This window comes from Streptomyces sp. NPDC044571 (genome assembly GCF_040647115.1).
Lineage (GTDB): Bacteria > Actinomycetota > Actinomycetes > Streptomycetales > Streptomycetaceae > Streptomyces.
This window is the reverse complement of the sequence record NZ_JBEZBN010000012.1, coordinates 23509-45566: the sequence shown is the minus strand read 5'-3', so window position 1 is coordinate 45566 and position 22058 is coordinate 23509. Positions and strand designations below refer to the sequence as shown.

General features: G+C 70.9%; 22 protein-coding genes, 2 tRNA genes and 1 pseudogene. 5 read left to right on the top strand and 20 right to left on the bottom strand.

Annotated features, from left to right (window positions below; genetic code table 11):
* Positions 1–14: 14 nt before the first annotated feature.
* The 6 genes and pseudogenes from AB0B01_RS09000 to AB0B01_RS08975 all read right to left on the bottom strand — a co-directional run bounded on the left by AB0B01_RS09000 (position 15) and on the right by AB0B01_RS08975 (position 4060).
* Positions 15–731: a class E sortase gene (locus tag AB0B01_RS09000; protein WP_361714578.1), complete on the bottom strand. Its 717-nt coding sequence runs from the start codon at positions 729–731 to the stop codon at positions 15–17.
* 23 nt (positions 732–754) lie between these two features.
* Positions 755–1438, bottom strand: a pseudogene (locus AB0B01_RS08995) (class E sortase); the annotation flags it as partial.
* Positions 1439–1599: 161 nt separating this feature from the next.
* The gene (locus AB0B01_RS08990; RefSeq protein WP_361714575.1) at positions 1600–2238 is read right to left on the bottom strand and encodes an aminodeoxychorismate/anthranilate synthase component II; all 639 of its coding nucleotides are present in this window, start codon (positions 2236–2238) and stop codon (positions 1600–1602) included.
* On the bottom strand, positions 2235–2411 hold the full coding sequence (locus AB0B01_RS08985; protein ID WP_356845661.1) for a hypothetical protein: 177 nt from the start codon (positions 2409–2411) through the stop codon (positions 2235–2237). The genes AB0B01_RS08990 and AB0B01_RS08985 overlap by 4 nt, the downstream gene beginning before the upstream one ends.
* A gap of 91 nt (positions 2412–2502) precedes the next feature.
* Positions 2503–3225: a class E sortase gene (locus AB0B01_RS08980; protein WP_361714778.1), complete on the bottom strand. Its 723-nt coding sequence runs from the start codon at positions 3223–3225 to the stop codon at positions 2503–2505.
* 7 nt (positions 3226–3232) lie between these two features.
* Positions 3233–4060, bottom strand: coding sequence for a DUF881 domain-containing protein (locus AB0B01_RS08975; protein ID WP_361714571.1), 828 nt, complete (start codon positions 4058–4060; stop codon positions 3233–3235).
* 91 nt (positions 4061–4151) lie between these two features.
* Here AB0B01_RS08975 and crgA point away from each other — a divergent pair, with 91 nt between their 5' ends.
* The gene (crgA, locus tag AB0B01_RS08970) at positions 4152–4406 is read left to right on the top strand and encodes a cell division protein CrgA (protein ID WP_361714568.1); all 255 of its coding nucleotides are present in this window, start codon (positions 4152–4154) and stop codon (positions 4404–4406) included.
* Positions 4407–4532: 126 nt separating this feature from the next.
* Here the strand turns inward: crgA and AB0B01_RS08965 are convergent, their stop codons facing one another.
* Together AB0B01_RS08965 and AB0B01_RS08960 are read right to left on the bottom strand one after the other, a co-directional pair.
* Complete coding sequence (locus AB0B01_RS08965; RefSeq protein ID WP_361714565.1) at positions 4533–5408, bottom strand: rhomboid family intramembrane serine protease; 876 nt, start codon at positions 5406–5408, stop codon at positions 4533–4535.
* 95 nt (positions 5409–5503) lie between these two features.
* On the bottom strand, positions 5504–6031 hold the full coding sequence (locus AB0B01_RS08960) for a peptidylprolyl isomerase (protein ID WP_361714775.1): 528 nt from the start codon (positions 6029–6031) through the stop codon (positions 5504–5506).
* 178 nt (positions 6032–6209) lie between these two features.
* On the opposite strand from AB0B01_RS08960, the gene AB0B01_RS08955 reads away from it, so the two are divergent.
* A complete protein-coding gene (locus AB0B01_RS08955) occupies positions 6210–6902 on the top strand; it encodes a DUF5324 family protein (RefSeq protein ID WP_361714562.1) in 693 nt (230 codons plus the stop codon).
* Positions 6903–7025: 123 nt separating this feature from the next.
* On the opposite strand, the gene AB0B01_RS08950 is transcribed toward AB0B01_RS08955, so the two are convergent.
* Both AB0B01_RS08950 and AB0B01_RS08945 read right to left on the bottom strand, forming a co-directional pair.
* A complete protein-coding gene (locus AB0B01_RS08950; protein ID WP_361714559.1) occupies positions 7026–7475 on the bottom strand; it encodes a LysM domain-containing protein in 450 nt (149 codons plus the stop codon).
* A gap of 109 nt (positions 7476–7584) precedes the next feature.
* Complete coding sequence (locus AB0B01_RS08945; RefSeq protein ID WP_361714556.1) at positions 7585–8064, bottom strand: MarR family winged helix-turn-helix transcriptional regulator; 480 nt, start codon at positions 8062–8064, stop codon at positions 7585–7587.
* A 118-nt stretch (positions 8065–8182) separates the two neighbouring features.
* On the opposite strand from AB0B01_RS08945, the gene AB0B01_RS08940 reads away from it, so the two are divergent.
* Entirely contained in the window at positions 8183–9676 is a 1494-nt protein-coding gene (locus AB0B01_RS08940; RefSeq protein WP_361714553.1) for an MFS transporter, read from the top strand.
* Positions 9677–9735: 59 nt separating this feature from the next.
* Here the strand turns inward: AB0B01_RS08940 and AB0B01_RS08935 are convergent.
* Positions 9736–9808 (bottom strand) — tRNA-Ala (locus AB0B01_RS08935).
* Positions 9809–9971: 163 nt separating this feature from the next.
* Here AB0B01_RS08935 and AB0B01_RS08930 point away from each other — a divergent pair.
* Both AB0B01_RS08930 and AB0B01_RS08925 read left to right on the top strand, forming a co-directional pair.
* Positions 9972–10520 (top strand): DNA-binding protein, encoded by a 549-nt coding sequence (locus AB0B01_RS08930; RefSeq protein WP_361714550.1) that lies wholly within the window; start codon positions 9972–9974, stop codon positions 10518–10520.
* A gap of 33 nt (positions 10521–10553) precedes the next feature.
* Complete coding sequence (locus AB0B01_RS08925) at positions 10554–11795, top strand: serine/threonine-protein kinase (RefSeq protein ID WP_361714547.1); 1242 nt, start codon at positions 10554–10556, stop codon at positions 11793–11795.
* 7 nt (positions 11796–11802) lie between these two features.
* On the opposite strand, the gene AB0B01_RS08920 is transcribed toward AB0B01_RS08925, so the two are convergent.
* The 9 genes from AB0B01_RS08920 to gnd form a co-directional block, all read right to left on the bottom strand.
* Positions 11803–13107 (bottom strand): hypothetical protein, encoded by a 1305-nt coding sequence (locus tag AB0B01_RS08920; protein ID WP_361714772.1) that lies wholly within the window; start codon positions 13105–13107, stop codon positions 11803–11805.
* Between the two features lie 122 nt (positions 13108–13229).
* Complete coding sequence (locus AB0B01_RS08915) at positions 13230–13364, bottom strand: DLW-39 family protein (protein WP_208809277.1); 135 nt, start codon at positions 13362–13364, stop codon at positions 13230–13232.
* Positions 13365–13507: 143 nt separating this feature from the next.
* Positions 13508–13581: transfer RNA gene (locus tag AB0B01_RS08910), tRNA-Ile, on the bottom strand.
* Between the two features lie 94 nt (positions 13582–13675).
* Positions 13676–14341, bottom strand: coding sequence for a DUF3566 domain-containing protein (locus AB0B01_RS08905; RefSeq protein ID WP_361714544.1), 666 nt, complete (start codon positions 14339–14341; stop codon positions 13676–13678).
* Between the two features lie 3 nt (positions 14342–14344).
* Complete coding sequence (gene gyrA, locus AB0B01_RS08900) at positions 14345–16939, bottom strand: DNA gyrase subunit A (protein ID WP_361714541.1); 2595 nt, start codon at positions 16937–16939, stop codon at positions 14345–14347.
* Positions 16940–16980: 41 nt separating this feature from the next.
* Positions 16981–19038, bottom strand: a complete 2058-nt coding sequence (gene gyrB, locus AB0B01_RS08895) for a DNA topoisomerase (ATP-hydrolyzing) subunit B (RefSeq protein WP_361714539.1) — start codon at positions 19036–19038, stop codon at positions 16981–16983.
* A 296-nt stretch (positions 19039–19334) separates the two neighbouring features.
* Complete coding sequence (locus AB0B01_RS08890) at positions 19335–19823, bottom strand: DUF721 domain-containing protein (protein WP_361714769.1); 489 nt, start codon at positions 19821–19823, stop codon at positions 19335–19337.
* Between the two features lie 59 nt (positions 19824–19882).
* Positions 19883–21019, bottom strand: coding sequence for a DNA replication/repair protein RecF (gene recF, locus AB0B01_RS08885; protein ID WP_361714536.1), 1137 nt, complete (start codon positions 21017–21019; stop codon positions 19883–19885).
* A gap of 120 nt (positions 21020–21139) precedes the next feature.
* Positions 21140–22015, bottom strand: a complete 876-nt coding sequence (gene gnd, locus AB0B01_RS08880) for a phosphogluconate dehydrogenase (NAD(+)-dependent, decarboxylating) (RefSeq protein ID WP_361714533.1) — start codon at positions 22013–22015, stop codon at positions 21140–21142.
* Between the last annotated feature and the right edge of the window lie 43 nt (positions 22016–22058).

Here is a 22058-nt window from a genome sequence, read left to right as displayed (position 1 = left end):
CGCAGGGACGACCGTCAGCGCAGCTCCGCCGGCGGCGTCCGCTTCGTGTCCACCTGCTGGGTGCGCACCAGCTCGCCCCACACGACGTAGCGGAACTTGGACGTGTAGACCGGGGTGCAGGTCGTCAGCGTGATGTAGCGGCCGGGTGTCGTCCGCCCCGACTCCTTCGGGACCGGGGCGAGCACGTCCACGTCGTACTTCGACGTCTGGCGCAGCTCCGCGAAGACCTTGTACACGTACCAGGTGTCCCGCGTCTCGAAGACGACGGCGTCGCCGTTCTTCACCTTGTCGATGTCGTGGAACTTCGCCCCGTGGCCGTCGCGGTGCGCGGCCAGCGAGAAGTTCCCCTGCCGGTCCCAGGGCAGGGCCGACTTCACGGGCTCCGTGTAGTACCCGGCCACGCCGTCGTTCAGGACCTCCGGCGTCGTGCCCCGCTTCACGAGCACCTCGCCGTTCTTCATCGCCGGTACGTGCAGGAAGCCGATGCCGCCCTGGGTGTCCAGCGCACCGGGCCCGGCCGACGCCCCCGGTGCCGGAGCCGTCAGCCACTGGCGGCGGACCTCGTCGCCCCGCGCCGACGCCTGCCGGTCCGCGAGCACGTTCGTCCACCACAGCGAGTACGCGACGAACAGGGCCAGCACCAGACCGGACGTGATCAGGACTTCGCCCAGCAGGCTCAGGAACCCGGCGAGCACACGGCTGTTGCGGGGCGGCGGCGCGGCACGTGACACTGCTGGTTCGTCCTTACGGCGGCTTACGGGCTGGCGAGCGCGGGCGGAACGCCCTGGCTGCGGGGGCGTTCGTCGATCATCCTGCCCCATACGATCATCCGGTACGTGCTCGTGAACTCCGGCGTGCAGGTCGTCAGCGTGATGTACCGGCCCGGGGAGGTGAAGCCCGACCCCTCCGGCACCGGCTTGATCACCGACACGTTCGTGGGGGACGTCTGCGGCAGCACCGAGGTCATCTCGTACGTGTAGTACGCGTCCCGCGTCTCGACCACGATCGGGTCGCCGGGCACCAGCCGGTTGATGTAGCGGAACGGTTCGCCGTGGGTGTTGCGGTGGCCCGCCAGGGCGAAGTTGCCCTGTTTGTCGGCCGGCATCGCCGTCTTCAGCGCCCCGTCCCCGTAGTGCCCGACCATTCCCTTGTCGAGCACCTTGGGCTTGCTGATCCCCTCGGCCACCGGCACCTTCACGTCCAGCTTGGGGATGTACAGGATCGCGAACCCCTGCCCCGGCTCGAAGGCCGAGACGGGCGGCGCGGCGGCCCCGCCCTGGTCGCTCTCCCAGGTCTGGCGCAGTGAGCCCGCCGCCCCGTCCGCCGTGCGCTGCGCCAGCACGTTCGTGTACCAGAGCTGGTAGGCGACGAAGAGCAGCATCACCACGCCCAGCGTGATGAACAGCTCGCCGGCCAGCCGGCTCGCCACGACCAGCGGGCCGCCCGACGCGGGCCGCCTGCGCCGCCGCCCGCCCGCCCGGCCCCCGGGCCGGCCTCCGGCCCGCCCGCCGCCTCGTCTCCGCGTGCGCTTCGCGGCCTCCTGAGCTGCCCTGCGCCGCGCGGCCCGGCCCTCCGTGGGCACGGACGGCGCGAGCGCCGTCACGCGACGGCCTTGCCCACCACCGGGGCCAGCCCCACCGACCGCTCGACCGCTCCCGCGTCGCCGCAGCGCACCAGCCAGTTCGCGAGCATCCGGTGCCCCCACTCGGTCAGCACGGACTCGGGGTGGAACTGCACACCCTCCACGTCGTGCTCCCGGTGCCGCAGGCCCATGATGATCCCGTCCTCGGTCCGCGCCGTGACCTGCAGGACGTCCGGCAGCGTCTGCGGTTCGGCCGCGAGCGAGTGGTAGCGGGTCGCGGTGAAGGGCGACGGCAGCCCCTCGAAGACGCCGAGGCCCTCGTGGACCACCGGCGAGGTCTTGCCGTGCAGCAGCTCCGGCGCCCGGCCCACCACCCCGCCGTACGCCACCGCCATCGACTGCATGCCCAGGCACACCCCGAAGACCGGGACGCCGGTGTCGGCGCAGTGGCGGACCATGTCGATGCAGACGCCCGCCTCTTCCGGGGTTCCCGGGCCCGGCGACAGCAGGACGCCGTCGAAGCCGTCCTGCGCGTGTGCGAGCTCGACCTCGTCGTTGCGCAGCACCTCGCACTCGGCACCGAGCTGGTACAGGTACTGGACCAGGTTGAAGACAAAGCTGTCGTAGTTGTCGACCACCAGAATGCGCGCGCTCACGGAGTGGCTCCCGATCCCTCGTCCACCGTCACGTCGTTGAAGGGAAGCAGCGGTTCGGCCCACGGGAAGACGTACTGGAACAGTACGAAGACCACCGCGAGGACCAGTACGAGACAGATCAGCCCGCGTACCCACGCGTTGCCCGGCAGATGCCGCCAGATCCAGCCGTACATGCCGCCCTGTTTCCTTTTCGTCCCACGTTCGTCCCATGCACCGCAAGGGCGGTACGCGAACAGACTAAAGCCAGCGGCCCGGCACGGAGGGTCAGCTCGGCAATCCCTCCGGCCGGCCCTGCCCGGCGGCGCGGGTCCCGGTCAGCTCCGCCCAGACGATCAGGCGGTGGCTGTGGCCCCATTCCGGATCGCAGGTCGTCAGCGTCAGGTACCGGCCCGAAGCCGTGAACGGCGACCGGGCGGGGACCGGGTCGATCACGCCGACCTCGGTGGGCAGGGTCCGCAGCGGCTCGGCCCGGACGGTGTACGTGTACCAGTGCGCCGCGTCCTTGAGGATCACGGCGTCCCCGGGGCGCAGCCGCGGGATGTCCTTGAAGGGGTCCCCGTACGTCCGCCGGTGGCCCGCCACCGCGAAGTTGCCGGGGCCGCCGAGCCGGGCCGTGCCCGCGTAGTGGCCCAGGCCCTTCTTCAGCAGCTCCGCGTCGGTGCCCTCCAGGACCGGCTTGTTCCAGTCCGGGCCGAAGCGCGGGATGTACATCTCGGCGAAGGCCTGCCCGGGCGGGTGTCCGGGGTCCGCCCCGGGGGCCGCTGAGGGGGCGGGGGAGGCCCCAGGAGGCCGTGTGGGCCGCGCCTCGGGCGCGGGGGCAGCGGCGGCCGCCCCGGCCGTCCAGCGGTCGCGCAGGCGGGCCACCTCGCCGTCCATGGCCCGGTCGGCCTTGACCCCCGTCCACAGCAGCACGTAGGCCACGAACAGGACGATCAGCGTGCCCGCGGTCAGGCACAGCTCGCTGAACGTCCGCAGCACCAGGCGCAGGACGGCGTCAGCGCGCGGTCGGCCCCGAGCCGGAGCTCGCACTTGAGCTTGAGCTCGGGGTCGTCGGGGATCCGTCCACCGGCTTCGCATAGTGGAGGTCCACTGTGCCGGAGTAGCCGGGGAGTTTCAGCTCCTTGTGCTCGTCCACTTTCCAGCCGAGGCCGTACGCCGCGACGTACAGCTGGTAGTTCTGCAGCGCGGGCGAGGCGCCGAGGGCCTTGCGCAGCGCGCCCGGGTCGCCGACCGCCGTCACCTTGTACGGGGGCGAGTACACCCGGCCCTGGAGGATCAGGGTGTTGCCCACGCAGCGCACCGCGCTGGTCGAGATCAGCCGCTGGTCCATGACCTGGATGCCCTGGGCGCCGCCCTGCCACAGGGCGTTCACCACGGCCTGGAGGTCCTGCTGGTGGATCACCAGGTCGTTGGGCTGCGGTTCGGGCACGTTGGGGATGCGGGCGGTGGCGTTGGGCGGGGCGTCGTTCAGGGTGACGGTGAGGCCCTTGCCGGACAGCTCGTCCGTGCCGGACGCGGTGCGCAGGGCGGCCAGCTTGGCGTCCTCGGCCTTGGTGCTGCCGTCGTCGCGCTCGGCGAGGGCGTCGACGCGGCTGCGCACGGCCGCGGTGCTCTGTTCCAGCTGCGCGTTGTTCTGGCTGCGCTCGTGGATCAGGTCGGACAGCTTGAGCAGCGAGGCGTCCGTGCGGATGTTCGTACCCTTGGACGTGTTGAAACTGGTGACGAAGATCAGGCCGGCCAGGGCGAAAACGGCGGCCGTCAGCAGCCGGACGGCACCGGCCCGGGGACGGGGACCCGCGGAGGAGTCGTCGGAATTGCTCAACGTACCCTTCTCCTTCAACGCCACAGGTCCACTACGCTAACGGACGCCCGGGGCAGGCAAGGTCCCCAGCGCATCGACAGGAGAGCCCCTCGTGCCGAAGTCACGTATCCGCAAGAAGGACGACTACACGCCGCCGCCGGCGAAGCAGGCGCAGGCCATCAGGCTGACGAACCGCAGCTGGGTCGCCCCGGTCATGCTGGCGTTGTTCCTGATCGGTCTCGCGTGGATCGTCGTCTTCTACGTGACCGACACGCAGCTGCCCGTGGAGTCCCTGGGCAACTGGAACATCGTGGTCGGATTCGGATTCATCGCGGCGGGATTCGGCGTTTCCACGCAGTGGAAGTAGGGGCTGCGTAGCGGGGCGGCCTCCGCCCCGCAAGCTCTCCCCATGAGTTATCCACAGCGTCATCCACACCTGAGGAAAAGACAGAAGATCTGTGGATAACCCTGTGGAGTGTTGACGCCGGTGTGATCAGGTGAGTTCGGCCGTACGCAGCAGGATCAGCCCCGCAGCCAGCAGGAATGCGGCCGCACAGGCCCCCCACTGGACCACCGCGCGGGCGCGGCCCGCCGGGGGCGCCACCATGCCCAGGCCGACCAGCACGCCGGTCACCAGACCGCCGACATGCGCCTGCCAGGACACCGACAGGCTCCCGCCGAAGGGCACGAAGGTCAGCACCAGCATGAGCACGACCATGGTCATCACCGGCCGCATGTCGTAGCGCAGGCGGCGCATCAGCACGACCGTGGCACCCAGCAGGCCGAAGACGGCGCCGGACGCCCCGAGGGTCGGCACGTTGGGCGGGGTCAGCAGGTAGACGAGGGCGCTTCCGCCCAGGCCGGACAGCAGGTACACGGCGAGATAGCGGACGCGGCCCAGAGCCGCCTCCAGGGGCCCGCCGATCACCCACACCGCCAGCAGGTTGCCCGCGATGTGCCACCACTCGGCATGCAGGAACACCGACGTCAGGAGCCGGTAAAACTCGCCGGTGGCCACCCCCTGGACCGGTGCGCCGAAGTACGCGGCGTACCGCCCGAGCAGCTCCAGCTGCACCACGAGCGGGGGCGCGAGCAGGCAGGCCAGGAACACCGCCGCATTGATCCCGATCAGGATCTTGGTGACGAGGTGCGGATCGCCGGAGACGACGCCGCCCGCGACCGTGCGCGGGGCGTTCGCCGCCGGGGCGTGGCCGGTGCCCGAGCCGCCGCGGACGCACTCCGGGCACTGGAAGCCGACCGAGGCGCTGATCATGCACTCGGGGCAGATGGGGCGCTCGCAGCGGGTGCAGCGGATGCCCGTGTCGCGGTCCGGGTGGCGGTAGCAGCCCGGCAGACGGTCGGTGTCCATCGGTCCCCTCGATCAGCGGCGGGGCCGGGGATGCGCCCCGCCGGTCCGGTACGTATCGAGGACGGACGGACGGGGCGGAAGGTTCCCGGGCCGGATCAGCGCCGCTCGACGACGACGGACTGGATGATCACGTCGTCCAGGGGCCGCTCGGTGCGCGGGTTGGTCGGCAGGCCCGCGATCGTGTCCACGACCTTCTGGCTGGCCTTGTCGGCGACCTCGCCGAAGATGGTGTGCTTGCGCGTCAGCCACGCGGTGGGGGCGACGGTGATGAAGAACTGGCAGCCGTTGGTGCCCGGGCCGGCGTTGGCCATGGCGAGCAGATAGGGCTTGGTGAAGGCGAGGTCGGGGTGGAACTCGTCGGCGAACTGGTAGCCGGGGCCGCCGGTGCCGTTCCCCAGCGGGTCGCCGCCCTGGATCATGAAGCCGCTGATGACGCGGTGGAAGACGGTGCCGTCGTACAGCGGGTCCGTGGTCTTCTGACCGTCCGTGGGACGGGTCCACTCGCGGGCCCCGGTGGCGAGCTCCACGAAATTGCGGACGGTCTTCGGCGCGTGGTTCGGCAGCAGCTCGATCTCGATGTCGCCGTGGTTCGTCTTCAGGGTGGCGTAGAGCTTCTCGGCCACGTCGGATCTGCCTTCCATAGTCATCACTGTCGGTTCCGAATCCTCCCACGCAGGGCTGTACACGGCTGAAATCCTCCACCCGTATGCCCTGTCGCGCATGCCGCGCGGCCCGGTGACAGGCATGATCCGAGAAAGGGTGGAAAGGTGAACTGTGTCCGCCACCGAGGAGGAGGATCCCGTGACCCGCAAGGACAGCGTGCGCCTGGCCGCCGAGAGCGCCAGGGACAGTGCCCGGCACGCAGCGGAAGTGGTGGCGCCGTACGCAGGTAACGCCAAGGACGCGATGGTGCATTACGCACACGAGGCGAATGTACGGCTCGCACCGAAGGTCTCCCATGCCGCCGGCCAGGCCTCGCGTCAGGCCCGCACGGCGTACGACGCGCATCTGCACCCCCGCATGAGGGCCGCCCGTCTGCACGTGCCGCCGAACGTCGACCGTGCGGCGACCACCGCGGCCAAGCAGACCCGGCGCGTGGCACGCCAGGCGGCGGACTACACCGGACCGCGGATCGAGAGCGCGCTCGCGGCGGCCCAGCCGATGGCGGAGGAGGCCGCGTCGCGGTCGGCCGCGGCGCTGGCGGCCCTGCGCGGCCAGGTGACGGCGAAGGAAGTGCAGAAGCTGGTGCGCCGCCACGAGCGGCGGGCCCGCACGGGCCGGTTCTTCAAGGGCGTCGCGGTGATCGGCCTCCTGGCGGGCGGCGCGTTCGCGGCCTGGAAGTGGTGGGACCAGCAGTCGAACCCGGACTGGCTGGTCGAGCCGCCGACGGCCACGGAGGTGTCGCGGGAGAGCGCCGCGGCCAGCTTCGACGACGAGCTGGCGGCGAAGGAGCGCGAGGCCTCGGACTCCGCCGCGGAGGACCAGCAGCCCTGACGCGCACCGGCCGATACGGCGAGGGCCCGGATCCGGTGGATCCGGGCCCTCGCCGTATCGCTCGCCGTGTCGGCCGCCGTCGGTGAGTGCGTCGGCGCCGGCGCCGGCGTCAGTGGGGCGGCGTCAGTGGGGGAGGGTGAGGACCTGGCCCGGCTGGATGAGCTCCGGGTTGGCGCCGACCACGCTCCGGTTCATGGCGTAGAGCTCGCGCCAGCGGGCCTCGTTGCCCAGTTCCCGGCGGGCGATCGAGGACAGCGTGTCACCGGCCTGGACGGTGTACGTACGCTTCACGGCGCTGATCGGCGGCTCGTACGTGGGCGCCGAGGGAACGGCCTTGTGGGCCGCGGACGCCGGGGTGGGGGTGCGGTGCGGCGGGTGGCCGGCCTCCGGGGGCTTCGGCGGCGCGGACGCGGCCTTGGGCGGGGCCATGGCGGCCATGCGCTCGGCGGCCGCCTTGGTGGCCGAGACGGCATCGGCGTACTTCGCCGCGTAGTCGGCGGACGCGCGCCCTGCCGCCTTCTCGGCGGCCGCGTGCTTCTTCTTGTCGGACTTCAGGAAGTTGAAGAGACCCATGTCTGTACGCCTCCGGCGTGGTGTCGCCCCCTGGCTCGCTGCCTCTACCCACTCTCGGCCAGCCGACGCCGCCCGGCCCCGCGACGGACCCGTCCGGGCGACGGGCGGCTCACTGACGGGCCCTGCGGGCCGGACGCGGGCTCTCCGCGGGCTCGGCCAACTCCCCCTCCGCGAGCTGCTTCAGGGCGCTCAGGAGGGCTTCGCGGTCAGCGGCGGCCAGGGAGGCGAGGGCCTCCGCGTGGACCCGGTCGACGATGCGCCGGCTCCGGGCGGCCACGGCCGCACCTTCCTCGGTGACGGCGATGACGCGGGCCCGCCGGTCCTTCGAGGACGGCCGGCGCTCGGCCAGTCCCGCCTTCTCCAGGGCGTCGACCGTGACGACCATCGTCGTCTTGTCCATGTCGCCGATCTCGGCGAGCTGGATCTGGGTGCGTTCCTCCTCCAACGCGTGCACGAGGACGCAGTGCATACGGGCGGTCAGCCCGATCTCGGCGAGGGCGGCCGCCATCCGGGTGCGCAGCACGTGGCTGGTGCGGTCCAGGAGGAAGGAGAGGTCGGGCTCGGTCCGGGTCGGTGCCATCGCAGTCATGGCCCCAGCGTACAACTCGATCCGAAATAAATCGTCTGTAACAAAACTATCTGCTACGGTCACATCAGTCGCCCCGCACGGAGCATGTCCTGCCCGTCCTCACCGACTGGAGAGACCGATGCCTGCCGCCACCCGCCCCGTACCCCCCTCGCCGCCCGCACCCCCTTCCGACCCCTCGGACCGGGCCCCCTCCGGGCAGCGCGGCCCTGCCGTCCGGCATCCGCGCTCCCGCTGGACCGCCCTCGCCGTGCTCTCCACCGGCATGCTGATGACGGTCCTCGACGGCAGCATCGTCACCGTTGCGATGCCCGCCATCCAGGGCGACCTCGGCTTCTCGCCCGCCGGCCTCAGCTGGGTCGTCAACGCCTACCTGATCGCCTTCGGCAGCCTGCTGCTCCTCGCGGGCAGGCTGGGCGACCTGATCGGCCGCAAGCGGATGTTCCTCGCCGGCGTCGCCGTCTTCACCATCGCCTCGGTGCTCGCGGGGTTCGCCACCTCTCCGGCGCTGCTGATCACCGCCCGCTTCCTCCAGGGCCTGGGCAGTGCCATGTCCTCGGCGGTGAGCCTCGGCATCCTGGTCACCCTGTTCACCGGGGCGCGGGAACGCGCCAGGGCGATCGCCGTGTTCTCCTTCACCGGCGCGGCCGGCGCCTCCCTCGGTCAGGTGCTCGGCGGCGTCCTCACCGACGCCCTCGACTGGCACTGGATCTTCTTCATCAACCTGCCCATCGGGCTCGCCGCGCTGCTGCTGGCCCTGGCCGTCCTCCCGGCCGACCGGGGACCGGGTCCGGGCGCGGGCGCCGACGTCTGGGGCGCCCTCCTGGTCACCGCCGGGTTGATGCTGGGCATCTCCACCGTGGTCGGGGTCGGGGAGCACGGCTGGACCTCCCTGCGGACCCTCGGCCTCGGGGCGCTCTCCCTGGTCCTGCTCGCCGGCTTCACCGTGCGCCAGGCCACGGCCCGTACCCCGCTGGTGCCGCTGCGGATCTTCCGGTCCCGCACCGTGGTCGGCGCGAACCTGGTCCAGGTGCTCATGGTGGCCGCGCTGTTCTCGTTCCAGGTCCTGATCGCCCTCTACCTCCAGAAGGTGCAGGGATACGGAGCCGCCGCGACCGGGCTGGCCATGCTCCCGGCCGCCGTGGCGATCGGCGCCGTCTCCCTCGGGGTCTCGGCCCGCCTGAACGCCCGCTTCGGGGAGCGCGCGGTCCTCCTGGCCGGACTCGCCCTGCTGGTCCTGGCGTTGGGCCTGCTGGTCCGGCTGCCGCTGCACGCCGCGTACGTCACCGACCTGCTCCCCGTCATGCTGCTGGCCTCCGGCTTCGGCCTGGCCCTGCCGGCCCTGACCACGCTGGCCATGTCCGGCGCCGGCGAGCAGGACGCGGGACTCGCCTCGGGCCTTTTCAACACCACCCAGCAGATCGGCATGGCGCTCGGGGTGGCCGCCCTGTCCACCCTCGCCGCGTCCCGGACCCGCTCCCTGGGCCTCGCGGGCCGCTCCACCGCCGAGGCGCTCACCGGCGGCTACCACCTGGCCTTCGCCGCCGGCGCCGGCCTGCTCCTGGCCGCCGCCGTGCTCGCCGCCGCCTTGCCGCAAAGCCCCCTCAGCCGCTGAGGCGCGTACGCAAAAAGCTCCCCTGACCCGCGTTTCCGCAGGTCAGGGGAGCTTCGATGTGGAGCTTAGGAGATTCGAACTCCTGACATCTGCCTTGCAAAGGCAGCGCTCTACCAACTGAGCTAAAGCCCCGAAAAGGTGGACGCGGCCGTCCCTCCGTGAAGGAGTGGCCGTTCCGCAGAACAGAGTACCGGGTGTACCCCCTCATCCCGCAAAAATGATAGGGACTCCCGCCCCGCGACCACTCTCCGTAAGATGCTCGCGAGGTTCGCACCAGCGAAGGGGAGTAGTGAGCGTGGACGCAGTACAGCAAGAGGCCACGGCCAGAGCCAGAGAACTTCAGCGCAGTTGGTACGGGGAGCCGCTCGGCGCGCTCTTCCGTCGGCTCATAGATGACCTCGGCTTGAACCAGGCCCGCCTCGCTGCCGTCCTCGGACTGTCGGCGCCCATGCTCTCCCAGCTGATGAGCGGCCAGCGCGCCAAGATCGGGAACCCGGCCGTGGTCCAGCGGGTCCAAGCCCTGCAGGACCTGGCGGGCCAGGTGGCGGACGGCAGTGTCAGCGCCGCCGAGGCCACCGACCGGATGGACGAGATCAAGAAGACCCAGGGAGGCTCCGTCCTCAGCAACAGCGGCCAGTCCACCACCACCTCGGGCGCACCCACCGTCAAGCGCGTCGTCCGCGAGATCCAGTCGCTGCTGCGCTCGGTCTCGGCGGCCGGCGACATCATCGACGCGGCGGACTCCCTCGCCCCGAGCCATCCCGAGCTGGCAGAGTTCCTCCGGGTGTACGGCGCGGGCCGCACCGCCGACGCGGTGGCCCACTACGAGGCCCACCAGAACTGATGGTGTGACGGGGGACGGGGGACGGGCACAGCGATGGGTGAGGTCTTCGCCGGTCGGTACGAGCTGATCGACCCGATCGGGCGCGGGGGTGCGGGAGCGGTCTGGCGGGCCTGGGACCACCGCCGCCGCCGCTACGTCGCCGCCAAGGTCCTGCTCCAGAGCGACGCCCACATGCTCCTGCGGTTCGTGCGCGAGCAGGCGCTGCGCATCGACCATCCGCACGTACTGGCCCCCGCCAGCTGGGCGGCGGACGACGACAAGGTCCTGTTCACCATGGACCTCGTCGCCGGGGGCTCCCTCGGTCACGTGATCGGGGACTACGGGCCGCTGCCGCCCCGCTTCGTGTGCACCCTGCTCGACCAGCTCCTGTCGGGGCTGGCGGCGGTGCACGCGGAGGGTGTCGTCCACCGCGACATCAAACCGGCCAACCTCCTGATGGAGGCCACCGGTAAAGGGCGGCCGCACCTGCGGCTGTCCGACTTCGGCATCGCGATGCGCAAGGGCGAGCCCCGCCTCACCGAGACCGACCACGTGATGGGCACGCCCGGTTATTTCGCCCCGGAGCAACTACTCGGTGCCGAACCCGACTTCCCCGCCGACCTCTTCGCCGTGGGGCTCGTCGCCCTGTACCTGCTGCAGGGCCGCAAACCCGACTCCCGGGCCCTGGTGGAGCACTTCCTCGCCCACGGCACCCCCGGCGCCCCCGAGGGCGTCCCTGCGCCCCTGTGGGGCGTCATCGCGAACCTCCTCCAGCCCGACCCGCAGAGCCGGTTCAAGACGGCCACGGGGGCCCGCAAGGCCCTTGCCGAGGCCGTGGAGCTGCTGCCGCCGCCCGCCCCGGACGAGGAGCCCGTGGAGGTCTTCGACCAAATCGGCCCGCTCCCCCCGACCTTCGGCCCCCAGGGCCCCCGGAACCCCCGGGACACGGCAGCGGCGGCCCCGCCGGCGACCGCCTCCCGGACCGGGAGCTTCCACCTGGCACCCCCCGCGCAGCCCGCCCCCGTCTCCGTCACGCAGCCCGGGCATCCCGGGCATCCCGCCGCGGCGGAGCCGGCCACCTCGCCGGGTCCGGCCGCCTCCCCGTACGCGGCCGCCTCGCCGTACCCGGGCGCCTCGCCGTACGGGCCCACCTCCCCGTACCCGGTGACGCCGCCCCCGCCGCCGCCCGTCCGTACGGGCGGGCTCGCCCCGCCGCCGCCGAAGGTCACCGCCGCCTTGCTCGTCGCCGCGCTGCTGTGCTTCGCCGTGGGCGTCTGGGCCCTGACCCGGACCTGACCCGGCCTCAAGGCCCCGGGCGGCGCCGGGTCAGCAGCATCCAGCCGCCGAGCACCAGCAGCAGCACGGTCCCCGTGCCGAAGCCCGCGCCGGCCACCCCCTGCATCACGGAGCGGGTCTCGGCCGCCTCGGCGGCCTCCGGGGCGGTGAGCCCTGCCCTGGCCGCGGTCCGGTCGTCGGCGCCGACCCCGAAGCCCGCCGCGGTCAGACTCTCCTTGTACACCGGCGCCTTGGCCGTCGTACCGCCCACGTCCACGCGCAGGGTCAGCGGCACCGGGCTGGCGTCCTGGGTGAACTCGCCGACCTTCCGTCCCATGGTCACCGCGATGTAGTACCAGCCCGCCACGCCGGTGGCCTGCACGTCCTTGGCGTGCGAGAAGCGGTTCCCGTACGCCACCGGCGCCGTCTGCGGCAGGGCGGCCCCGGCCTGCTTCCCGTCGTACGGGACGCCCTTGGACCCGATCAGGCCCCGGTAGGGGCTGTAGAGGGAGACGGTGAGTCCGTCCGAGGCGCTGCCGTACTGCTTGGTCAGCACCGCCGCGGAGAGCTCCGCGCCGACGGCGAGTTGCTGCCCCCAGTCGAGCGGGACCCGGTAGTAGCGGGTCTGGCCGGGCCGCAGGTCGTCGCTCCACACGCCCCCGCCCAGGGCCCGTGCGTCGTTGAAGCCGGTCCCGCCGGAGCGGGCCGCCGGCTCGGTGCCGGGGAGGGTCGGGGAGGCCGAGGGAGCCGCGCTCGGCGCGGGGCCGGCGGCGCTGCCGGCGACGAGGCCGGGCTCGCGCTGGACCCGTAGCTCCAGCGGCCAGGCGGCCGGGCCCGAGTCCTTGGGCGCCTCGCGGGTGACCTTGGCGTAGTAGACGCCGGCCTGCTGGCACTCGGCGTCCTCCTGCAGCTGGCGGACGCCGACCGCGCTGATCGGGACGGGGTCGTCACCGAAGCGGGCCCGGCCGGGGTTGCCGGGACAGGGCCGCCCGTCGGTGGTCATGATCTCGACTTCGAGGTCGTCGCTGTAGGAGACCTTGGCTCCGGCCGGGGGCTGGACGACGGCCGAGACGTACACGGTGGACTTCTCGTCGAGGACGAGCCGGTAGACGCGTTCTCCGGGGGCGAGGTCGTCCCGGTAGACCGAGCCGGCCTCCAGCAGCGGGGCCCCGGCCGTGGAGGGCTTGCCCTCGATCCTCTTCGCGCCCTCGGCTCCGCGGTACGCAGGCACCGGCTGCGGAGCGCCCGTGGCGGCGTGCCCGACCCCGGTCAGCCCGGCCGCCACGAGCAGGGCCGCCGCCCCCGCCGGCACCGCTTTCCCCACCCGCACCATCACGCCCACCCCGATTTTGCTAGCGCAAGCCAAATCTTTGCATAACGCAACTTTTTGTCACAGAACAGCACAAAGCCCCGGCCGCAGCGGCAGCCGGGGCTTCATGGATCAGCCTTCGGGTCTCACACGCCGGAACCAGAGGGCACGGAGTCGGTTGCCTCCGTCCACAGGTCCTGCTCGGCGCGGTCCGCCTGGATCTGGCGGTACACGAGGAGCCCGCCGATGGCGGCCAGTGCGACCAGGAGCAGCTTCTTCACCGCGCGACCTCGTCTTTCGTTGACGTTGGGTACTTCTGACGGCCAACAATACACACGGACCGATACCGTTCGGTGACCTGGGAACCCCCGACCGGGCCCACGACAAAGACCCCCAGGCCGTGGCCTGGGGGTCTTCGACACTGTGGGGCTAACAGGATTTGAACCTGTGGCCTCATCCTTATCAGGGATGCGCTCTAACCAACTGAGCTATAGCCCCATCCGCGCTGCGCGCTGACTCCTGAAGATTAGCGCACAGACACGGTCACGCCAAAATCCGTTCCCCGCGGGCGTCCCCGCAGGTCATCCGTCGGTCATTCGTCCTCGGCGAGCGTGAGCTCCACACCGCCGACGAAGCCCGCCGACAGGTTGTAGATGAACGCGCCCAGCGTCGCCAGCGCAGTCGCCAGCACCACGTCGATGACCGCGATCACCGAAGTGAAGATCAGCACGCGCGGCAGCGACAGGAACGACTGGAGGTCGAACCCGTTGCTCTCGTTCGAGCCCGTCGCCTCGCTGATCGTGCCGCCGACGGTCGAGAAGACGCCCATGGCGTCCATGACCATCCACAGCACCGCCGCCGCCACGATCGTGCACACGCCGAGCGCGATCGACAGCAGGAAGCTCACCTTCATCACCGACCACGGGTCGGCCTTGGCCACCCGCAGCCGCGCCTTGCGGGTCCTCGGCGTCGTACGGACCGGCGTACGCGGCTTGCGCTGCGTACCGGCCTCCGCAGACCCCCGGGGGGCACCCGGGCCCGCCGGGGCCGCGTAGGCCTGCGGCGGGTGGTAGGGCCCCGGGCCGGGCTGGCCGGCGGCCGGCGCCGTCGCGGGCGCCTGCGCGGCGGCCTGCGGGGCGCCCTGCTGCGGCTGTGGGTCGCGGTCGTCCGTCACAGTGCTCCCCTGGGAGTCCGCGGCGGGGCCACGGGCACCGCTGTCTCCAGTCTTGGCCGGTCCGGCGCCCGTGGCTCCACTCACGACTTACTCCTCGCGCTCCCCAGCCGAGGGCTGCGTGCCCTCGGCGGCCTCGGCGGCCTGTCCTTCGGCTGCTTCGGTCTCATCGACCTCGTCGGCTTCCGGGCCGGCCTCGGCGTTACGGGCGATGCCTACCACGGCATCGCGCTTGCCCAGGTTGATCAGCTGGACGCCCATGGTGTCACGGCCGGTCTCCCTGACTTCATTGACGCGCGTACGAATCACACCACCGCCGAGCGTGATGGCGAGAATCTCGTCCGTTTCGTGCACCACGAGCGCCCCGACGAGCGACCCGCGGTCCTCGACGATCTTCGCGGCCTTGATGCCCAGGCCACCGCGGCCCTGGACGCGGTACTCGTCCACCGCCGTGCGCTTGGCGTAGCCGCCGTCGGTGGCGGTGAAGACGAACGTACCGGGCCGGACCACGCTCATGGAGAGCAGTTCGTCGCCCTCGCGGAAGCTCATGCCCTTCACGCCCGAGGTCGCGCGGCCCATCGGCCGCAGTGCCTCGTCGGTTGCCGTGAAGCGGATCGACTGCGCCTTCTTGCTGATCAGCAGCAGGTCGTCCTCGGCGGACACCAGCTCCGCGCCGATCAGCTCGTCGTCGCTGCCGTCCTCCGTCTCCCGGAGGTTGATGGCGATGACACCACCCGAACGGGGCGAGTCGTAGTCCTTGAGCGCCGTCTTCTTCACCAGGCCGCCCTTGGTGGCCAGGATCAGGTACGGCGCGGCCTCGTAGTCGCGGATCGCGAGGATCTGGGCGATCTTCTCGTCCGGCTGGAAGGCCAGCAGGTTCGCGACGTGCTGCCCGCGCGCGTCGCGCCCGGCGTCCGGGAGCTCGTACGCCTTGGACCGGTAGACGCGGCCCTTGTTCGTGAAGAACAGCAGCCAGTGGTGGGTGGTGGACACGAAGAAGTGGTCGACCAGGTCGTCCTGCTTCAGCTTCGTGCCGCGCACGCCCTTGCCGCCGCGCTTCTGCGAGCGGTAGTCCTCGGTCTTGGTGCGCTTGACGTACCCGCCGTGGGTGATCGTGACGACGATGTCCTCTTCGGCGATCAGGTCCTCCATGGACATGTCGCCGTCGAAGGGCACCAGCTTGGAACGCCGGTCGTCGCCGAACTTCTCGACGATCGCGCCCAGTTCCTCGCTGACGATCGAGCGCTGCTTCTCCGGCGAGGCCAGGATCGCGTTGTACTCGTCGATCTTGGCCTGGAGCTCGTCGTGCTCGGCGACGATCTTCTGCCGCTCCAGGGCCGCCAGGCGACGCAGCTGCATCTCCAGGATCGCGTTCGCCTGGATCTCGTCGATCTCCAGCAGGCCCATCAGGCCCTCGCGCGCGATCTCGACCGTGTTGCTGCGCCGGATCAGCGCGATGACCTCGTCGATCGCGTCCAGCGCCTTGAGCAGACCGCGCAGGATGTGCGCGCGCTCCTCCGCCTTGCGCAGGCGGAACTTCGTACGCCGGACGATGACCTCGATCTGGTGCTGCACCCAGTGGCGGATGAACGCGTCGATCGACAGCGTCCGCGGCACGCCGTCCACCAGCGCCAGCATGTTCGCGCCGAAGTTCGTCTGCAGGTCGGTGTGCTTGTACAGGTTGTTCAGCACGACCTTGGCGACCGCGTCGCGCTTGAGCACGATCACCAGGCGCTGCCCGGTCCGGGACGAGGTCTCGTCACGGACGTCGGCGATGCCGCCGATCTTGCCGTCCTTCACCAGGTCGGCGATCTTCTGCGCCAGGTTGTCCGGGTTGGTCTGGTACGGGAGCTCCGTGACCACCAGGCACTGGCGGTTCTGGATCTCCTCGACCTCGACCACCGCGCGCATCGTGATCGAGCCGCGACCGGTCCGGTACGCCTCCTCGATGCCCTTGCGGCCCACGACGAGCGCGCCGGAGGGGAAGTCGGGGCCCTTGATCCGCTCCAGGAGCGCCTCCAGGAGCTCGTCGTGCGAGGCCTCCGGGTGCTCCAGCGCCCACTGCGCGCCCGCCGCGACCTCGCGGAGGTTGTGCGGCGGGATGTTGGTGGCCATACCGACGGCGATACCGGCACTGCCGTTGACCAGCAGGTTCGGGAAGCGCGCCGGCAGGACCGTCGGCTCCTGGTTGCGGCCGTCGTAGTTGTCCGTGAAGTCGACGGTCTCCTCGTCGATGTCGCGGAGCATCTCCATGGCCTGCGGCATCAGCTTGCACTCGGTGTAACGCATCGCGGCGGCCGGGTCGTTGCCCGGGGAGCCGAAGTTGCCGTTCGAGTCCACCAGCGGCATGCGCATCGACCACGGCTGGGCCAGGCGCACCAGGGCGTCGTAGATCGAGCTGTCACCGTGCGGGTGGTAGGTGCCCATGACGTCGCCGACGACACGGGCACACTTGTAGAAGCCCTTCTCGGGCCGGTAACCGCCGTCGTACATCGCGTACAGCACGCGCCGGTGGACCGGCTTGAGGCCGTCCCGCACGTCCGGCAGGGCACGCGAGACGATGACGGACATCGCGTAGTCGAGGTACGAACGCTGCATCTCCGTCTCAAGCCCCACGGGCTCGATGCGCAGCTGCGGACCTTCTTCTTCGATGTTCTCGGCGGTGGGAGTGGTTTCGTCGGCCATTGCTGGTCAGAAGTCCTTTCAGGCGGTCAGCGGAGGCCGACTCAGATGTCGAGGAAGCGAACGTCCTTGGCGTTGCGCTGGATGAAGGAGCGCCGCGCCTCGACGTCCTCACCCATCAGCACCGAGAACAGGTCGTCGGCCTGAGCCGCGTCGTCCAGCGTGACCTGGCCGAGCACGCGGTGGTCCACGTCCATGGTGGTGACGCGCAGTTCCTCGGCGTTCATCTCGCCCAGACCCTTGAAGCGCTGGATCGAGTCTTCCTTGATCCGCTTGCCGTTCTGCTTGCCGAGCTCCACGAGGGCGTCGCGCTCGCGGTCGGAGTACGCGTACTCGAAGTCGTCCCGGCCCCACTTGATCTTGTACAGCGGCGGGCGGGACAGGTACACGTGCCCGGCCTCGACCAGCGGCCGCATGAAACGGAACAGGAAGGTCAGCAGCAGGGTGTTGATGTGCTGGCCGTCGACGTCGGCGTCCGCCATCAGGATGATCTTGTGATAGCGGAGCTTCTCGATGTCGAAGTCCTCGTGCACGCCCGTGCCGAAGGCGCTGATCAGCGCCTGGACCTCGGTGTTCTGGAGGATCTTGTCGATCCGGGCCTTCTCGACGTTCAGGATCTTGCCGCGGATGGGCAGGATGGCCTGGTACATGGGGTTGCGGCCGGACTTGGCCGAGCCGCCGGCGGAGTCGCCCTCGACGATGAAGATCTCGCACTTGGTCGGGTCGTTCGACTGGCAGTCGGAGAGCTTGCCCGGCAGCGAGGCGCTCTCCAGCAGGCCCTTGCGGCGGGTCAGGTCACGGGCCTTGCGGGCCGCGACGCGCGCCGTGGCCGCTTGGATGGCCTTGCGGACGATGTCCGCCGCCTCGACCGGGTTGCGGTCGAACCAGTCGTTGAGGTGCTCGTGGACGACCTTCTGCACGAAGGTCTTGGCCTCCGTGTTGCCCAGCTTGGTCTTGGTCTGGCCCTCGAACTGCGGCTCGCCCAGCTTCACCGAGATGATCGCGGTCAGACCCTCGCGGATGTCCTCGCCCGCGAGGTTGTCGTCCTTCTCGCGCAGCAGCTTCTTGTCGCGCGCGTAGCGGTTGACCAGACCGGTCAGCGCCGCACGGAAGCCCTCCTCGTGCGTACCGCCCTCGTGCGTGTGGATCGTGTTCGCGAAGGAGTAGACGCCCTCCGTGTACTGCGAGTTCCACTGCATCGCGATCTCGACCGAGAGCATCCGCTCCTTGTCCTCGGCCTCGATGTCGATGACGGTCGGGTGGATCAGCTCGCCCTTGCGCGAGTTCAGGTACTTCACGAAGTCGACGATGCCGCCCTCGTAGTAGTACTTGACCGTCCGCGCCGGGGGCTCCTCGACCTCTTCCGCGCTGTCCGCGCCCATGGTCGCCTTCGCCGACTCGCGCTCGTCGGTCAGCGAGATCGTGAGGCCCTTGTTGAGGAAGGCCATCTCCTGGAAGCGGCGCGACAGCGTCTCGAAGGAGTACTCGGTCGTCTCGAAGATGTCCCCGTCGGCCCAGAACGTCACCGACGTGCCGTGCTCGTCGGTCTCCTCGTTCTGCGCCAGCGGGGCCGTCGGCACGCCCAGCTTGTAGTCCTGGGTCCAGCGGTGGCCGTCCGTCTTGACCTCGACCGCGACCTTGGTCGACAGGGCGTTCACTACGGACACACCGACGCCGTGCAGACCGCCGGAGACGGCGTAGCCGCCGCCACCGAACTTGCCGCCCGCGTGCAGGACCGTCAGGACGACCTCGACGGCCGGCTTCCCCTCGGACGGCACGATGCCGACCGGGATACCGCGGCCGTTGTCGACCACGCGCACCCCGCCGTCGGCGAGGATCGTCACGTCGATGGTGTCCGCGTGCCCGGCCAGGGCCTCGTCGACGGAGTTGTCGACGACCTCGTACACGAGGTGGTGCAGACCGCGCTCACCGGTCGACCCGATGTACATGCCGGGCCGCTTGCGGACCGCGTCCAGGCCCTCCAGGACCTGGATCGCACTGGCGTCGTACGAGGAGGTGGCCTCGCCGTTCTCGCCGGCTGTGGACTGGTTGTCGTTGGGGTTGCCGGAATCGGCCACGAAGCGCCCTTTCTGGCACAGCACAGGCCGAACTCCGGGCCAGCAGGCATGCAAGCAGGAGCGGCTGCGTCGATCTGCGTTGTCAGCGTTTGTCAGCGTGATCCCGCGAGCGGGCGGGATTCGCTTCAGTCTACCGGTACCACGGACATGAATGGGGGTTTGCCGGTACCTGAGTCCGCATGTGCCGCCCTGAACCCGCACTCTCCGACTCCCCATATCCGGGAAGGGGCTCAAAGAGGCTCACGCGGGCATTGAGCGCTTCGGCCTGTCAACCTCCCGCTACCGTGAGGGACGCCACCCGCGACCACGCGCCGGAAGGGCTACCCGTAGGTATCCCCGGGGCCCGTGCTGCCCGGCGCACGCCAGGGCCCGTACCCCTTGGGCCGGCCGCCCGGCCCCTGCACCTTGATCAACCGGACGGTGCCCTGCCCCAGGTCCGCGTTCAGCCGCGCCACCAGCTGCGGGGCCAGCAGCTTGAGCTGCGCCGCCCAGGCCGAGGAATCGCACCGCACGACCAGTTCACGGTCCTCGTAGCGCTCCGGTTCACAGTGCGCCGCGATCTCCGGCCCGACGATCTGCGGCCAGCGCTCCATCACACCGGCCACCGCCATCGGCATCTCCCAGCCGCGTTCCGTGCGCAGCCGGTCCAGCGCAGCCATGAGCGGCATCGGATCCCGTCCGTCGGCGCGCGCGCCCGAGCGCAGCCCGGGGTGCCGGGCGCCCTTCCGGCCGCCCGCGGCGTTGCCGCGCGCCCGGGCCTGCTCCCGCGCCGCCGCCAGGGCCTGGCGGGCGAGGTCCACGCCGGACATCTCGGGTGCCTTGCGCGGCGCGGACGCCTCGCGCGGCTCCTTCCCCTGGTCCTGTTCGCTCACAGCCGGGTCACCTCACCGCCGGAGACCCCGAACCGCGCACCCGCCAACACATCCGGAACGTCATCGTCCACAGCCGCGGTCACGAGCACCTGCTCGCCCGGGGCCACCAGCTCCGCCAGCCGCTCCCGGCGCCGCGCGTCCAGCTCCGCGAAGACGTCGTCCAGGATCAGCACCGGCTCGCTGCCCTCCGAGCGCAGCAGCTCGTACGAGGCCAGCCGCAGGGCCAGCGCGTACGACCAGGATTCGCCGTGGCTCGCGTACCCCTTCGCCGGCAGCTCCCCCAGCCGCAGCAGGACGTCGTCCCGGTGCGGGCCCACCAGGGTCACGCCCCGCTCGATCTCCTGCTTGCGCACCCCGCCGAGCGCCGCCAGCAGCGCCTCGTACAGTGCCTCGCGGGTGCGCGCCGCGCCGCTGTCCACCGCCTCGCCCGCCGAGGAGCGGTACGCCAGCCCCAGCGGGCCGCCGCCGGGCGCGAGCTGCTCGTACGCCTTGTCCGCCAAGGGCAGCAGCGCCGCGATCAGGTCGAGACGCTGAGCCAGCAGCTCCGCGCCCGCACGCGCGAGGTGCTGGTCCCACACGTCGAGGGTGGACAGGTCCATCGAGCGGCCGCCGTGCCGGCGCGCCATCGCCGCCGACTTCAGCAGGGTGTTGCGCTGCTTGAGCACCCGCTCGTAGTCCGAGCGGACCCCCGCCATCCGCGGGGAACGGGCGGTGACGAGCTCGTCCAGGAAGCGCCGGCGCTCGCCCGGGTCGCCCTTCACCAAGGCCAGGTCCTCCGGCGCGAACAGCACGGTCCGTACGATGCCCAGCACGTCCCGGGGCCTGACCTGCGAGGACCGGTTGATCCGGGCCCGGTTGGCCCGGCCGGGATTGAGTTCCAGCTCCACCAGCTGCCGGCGCTCGCCCTGCGTGACGGCGGCCCGGATGACGGCCCGTTCCGCTCCCATGCGGACCAGCGGGGCGTCGGAGGAGACCCGGTGGCTGCCCAGGGTCGCCAGGTAGCCGATGGCCTCGACCAGGTTCGTCTTGCCCTGGCCGTTGGGACCCACGAAAGCCGTGACGCCCGGGTCGAGGGGAACCTCGGCCCGGGCGTACGAGCGGAAGTCGGCCAACGAGAGATGCGTAACGTGCATACGGCGCCGACCTCCCCCGGCTTCCTGCTGTTTTCGTCCTGCTGTCGTGCTGCTTGCTGTTTGCTCTGCCCGGAGAGCCGTCCTGCTCTGCTGCGGTCCTGCCCGTGCTGCTGTGGGCGGCTACTTCTTCTCCACCGCGTGGCCGCCGAACTGGTTGCGCAGCGCGGCGATCATCTTCATCTGCGGCGAGTCGTCCTGCCGGGACGCGAACCGCGCGAAGAGGGAAGCGGTGATCGCGGGCAGCGGCACGGCGTTGTCGATCGCCGCCTCCACCGTCCAGCGGCCCTCGCCCGAGTCCTGCGCGAAGCCCTTCAGCTGCTCCAGGTGCTCGTCCTCGTCGAGGGCGTTCACCGCGAGGTCCAGCAGCCAGGAGCGGATGACCGTGCCCTCCTGCCAGGACCGGAACACCTCGCGGACGTCGGTGACCGAGTCCACCTTCTCCAGCAGCTCCCAGCCCTCGGCGTAGGCCTGCATCATGGCGTACTCGATGCCGTTGTGGACCATCTTCGCGAAGTGGCCCGCCCCGACCTTGCCGGCGTGCACCGCGCCGAACTCGCCCTCCGGCTTCAGTGCGTCGAAGATCGGCTGGACAGCGGCGACGTGCTCCTTCTCGCCGCCGTACATCAGCGCGTAGCCGTTCTCCAGGCCCCAGACCCCGCCGGAGACACCGCAGTCGACGAAGCCGATGCCCTTGGCCGCCAGCTCCTCGGCGTGCTTCTCGTCGTCCGTCCAGCGCGAGTTGCCGCCGTCCACGACGATGTCGCCGGGTGCGAGCAGCTCCCCGAGCTCGTCGACGGTGGACTGGGTCGCCGCACCGGCCGGAACCATCACCCACACCACGCGGGGGGCCTGCAGGCTGTCCACAAGTTCCGAGAGGCTGTGGACATCGGCGAGGTCCGGGTTGCGGTCGTATCCGATGACGGTGTGGCCTGCGCGGCGAATGCGCTCGCGCATGTTGCCGCCCATCTTGCCGAGACCGACGAGACCAAGCTCCATCAGGTGCTTCCTTAAGCGTTGTGGCCGTCTGTGCCGGGCCCCC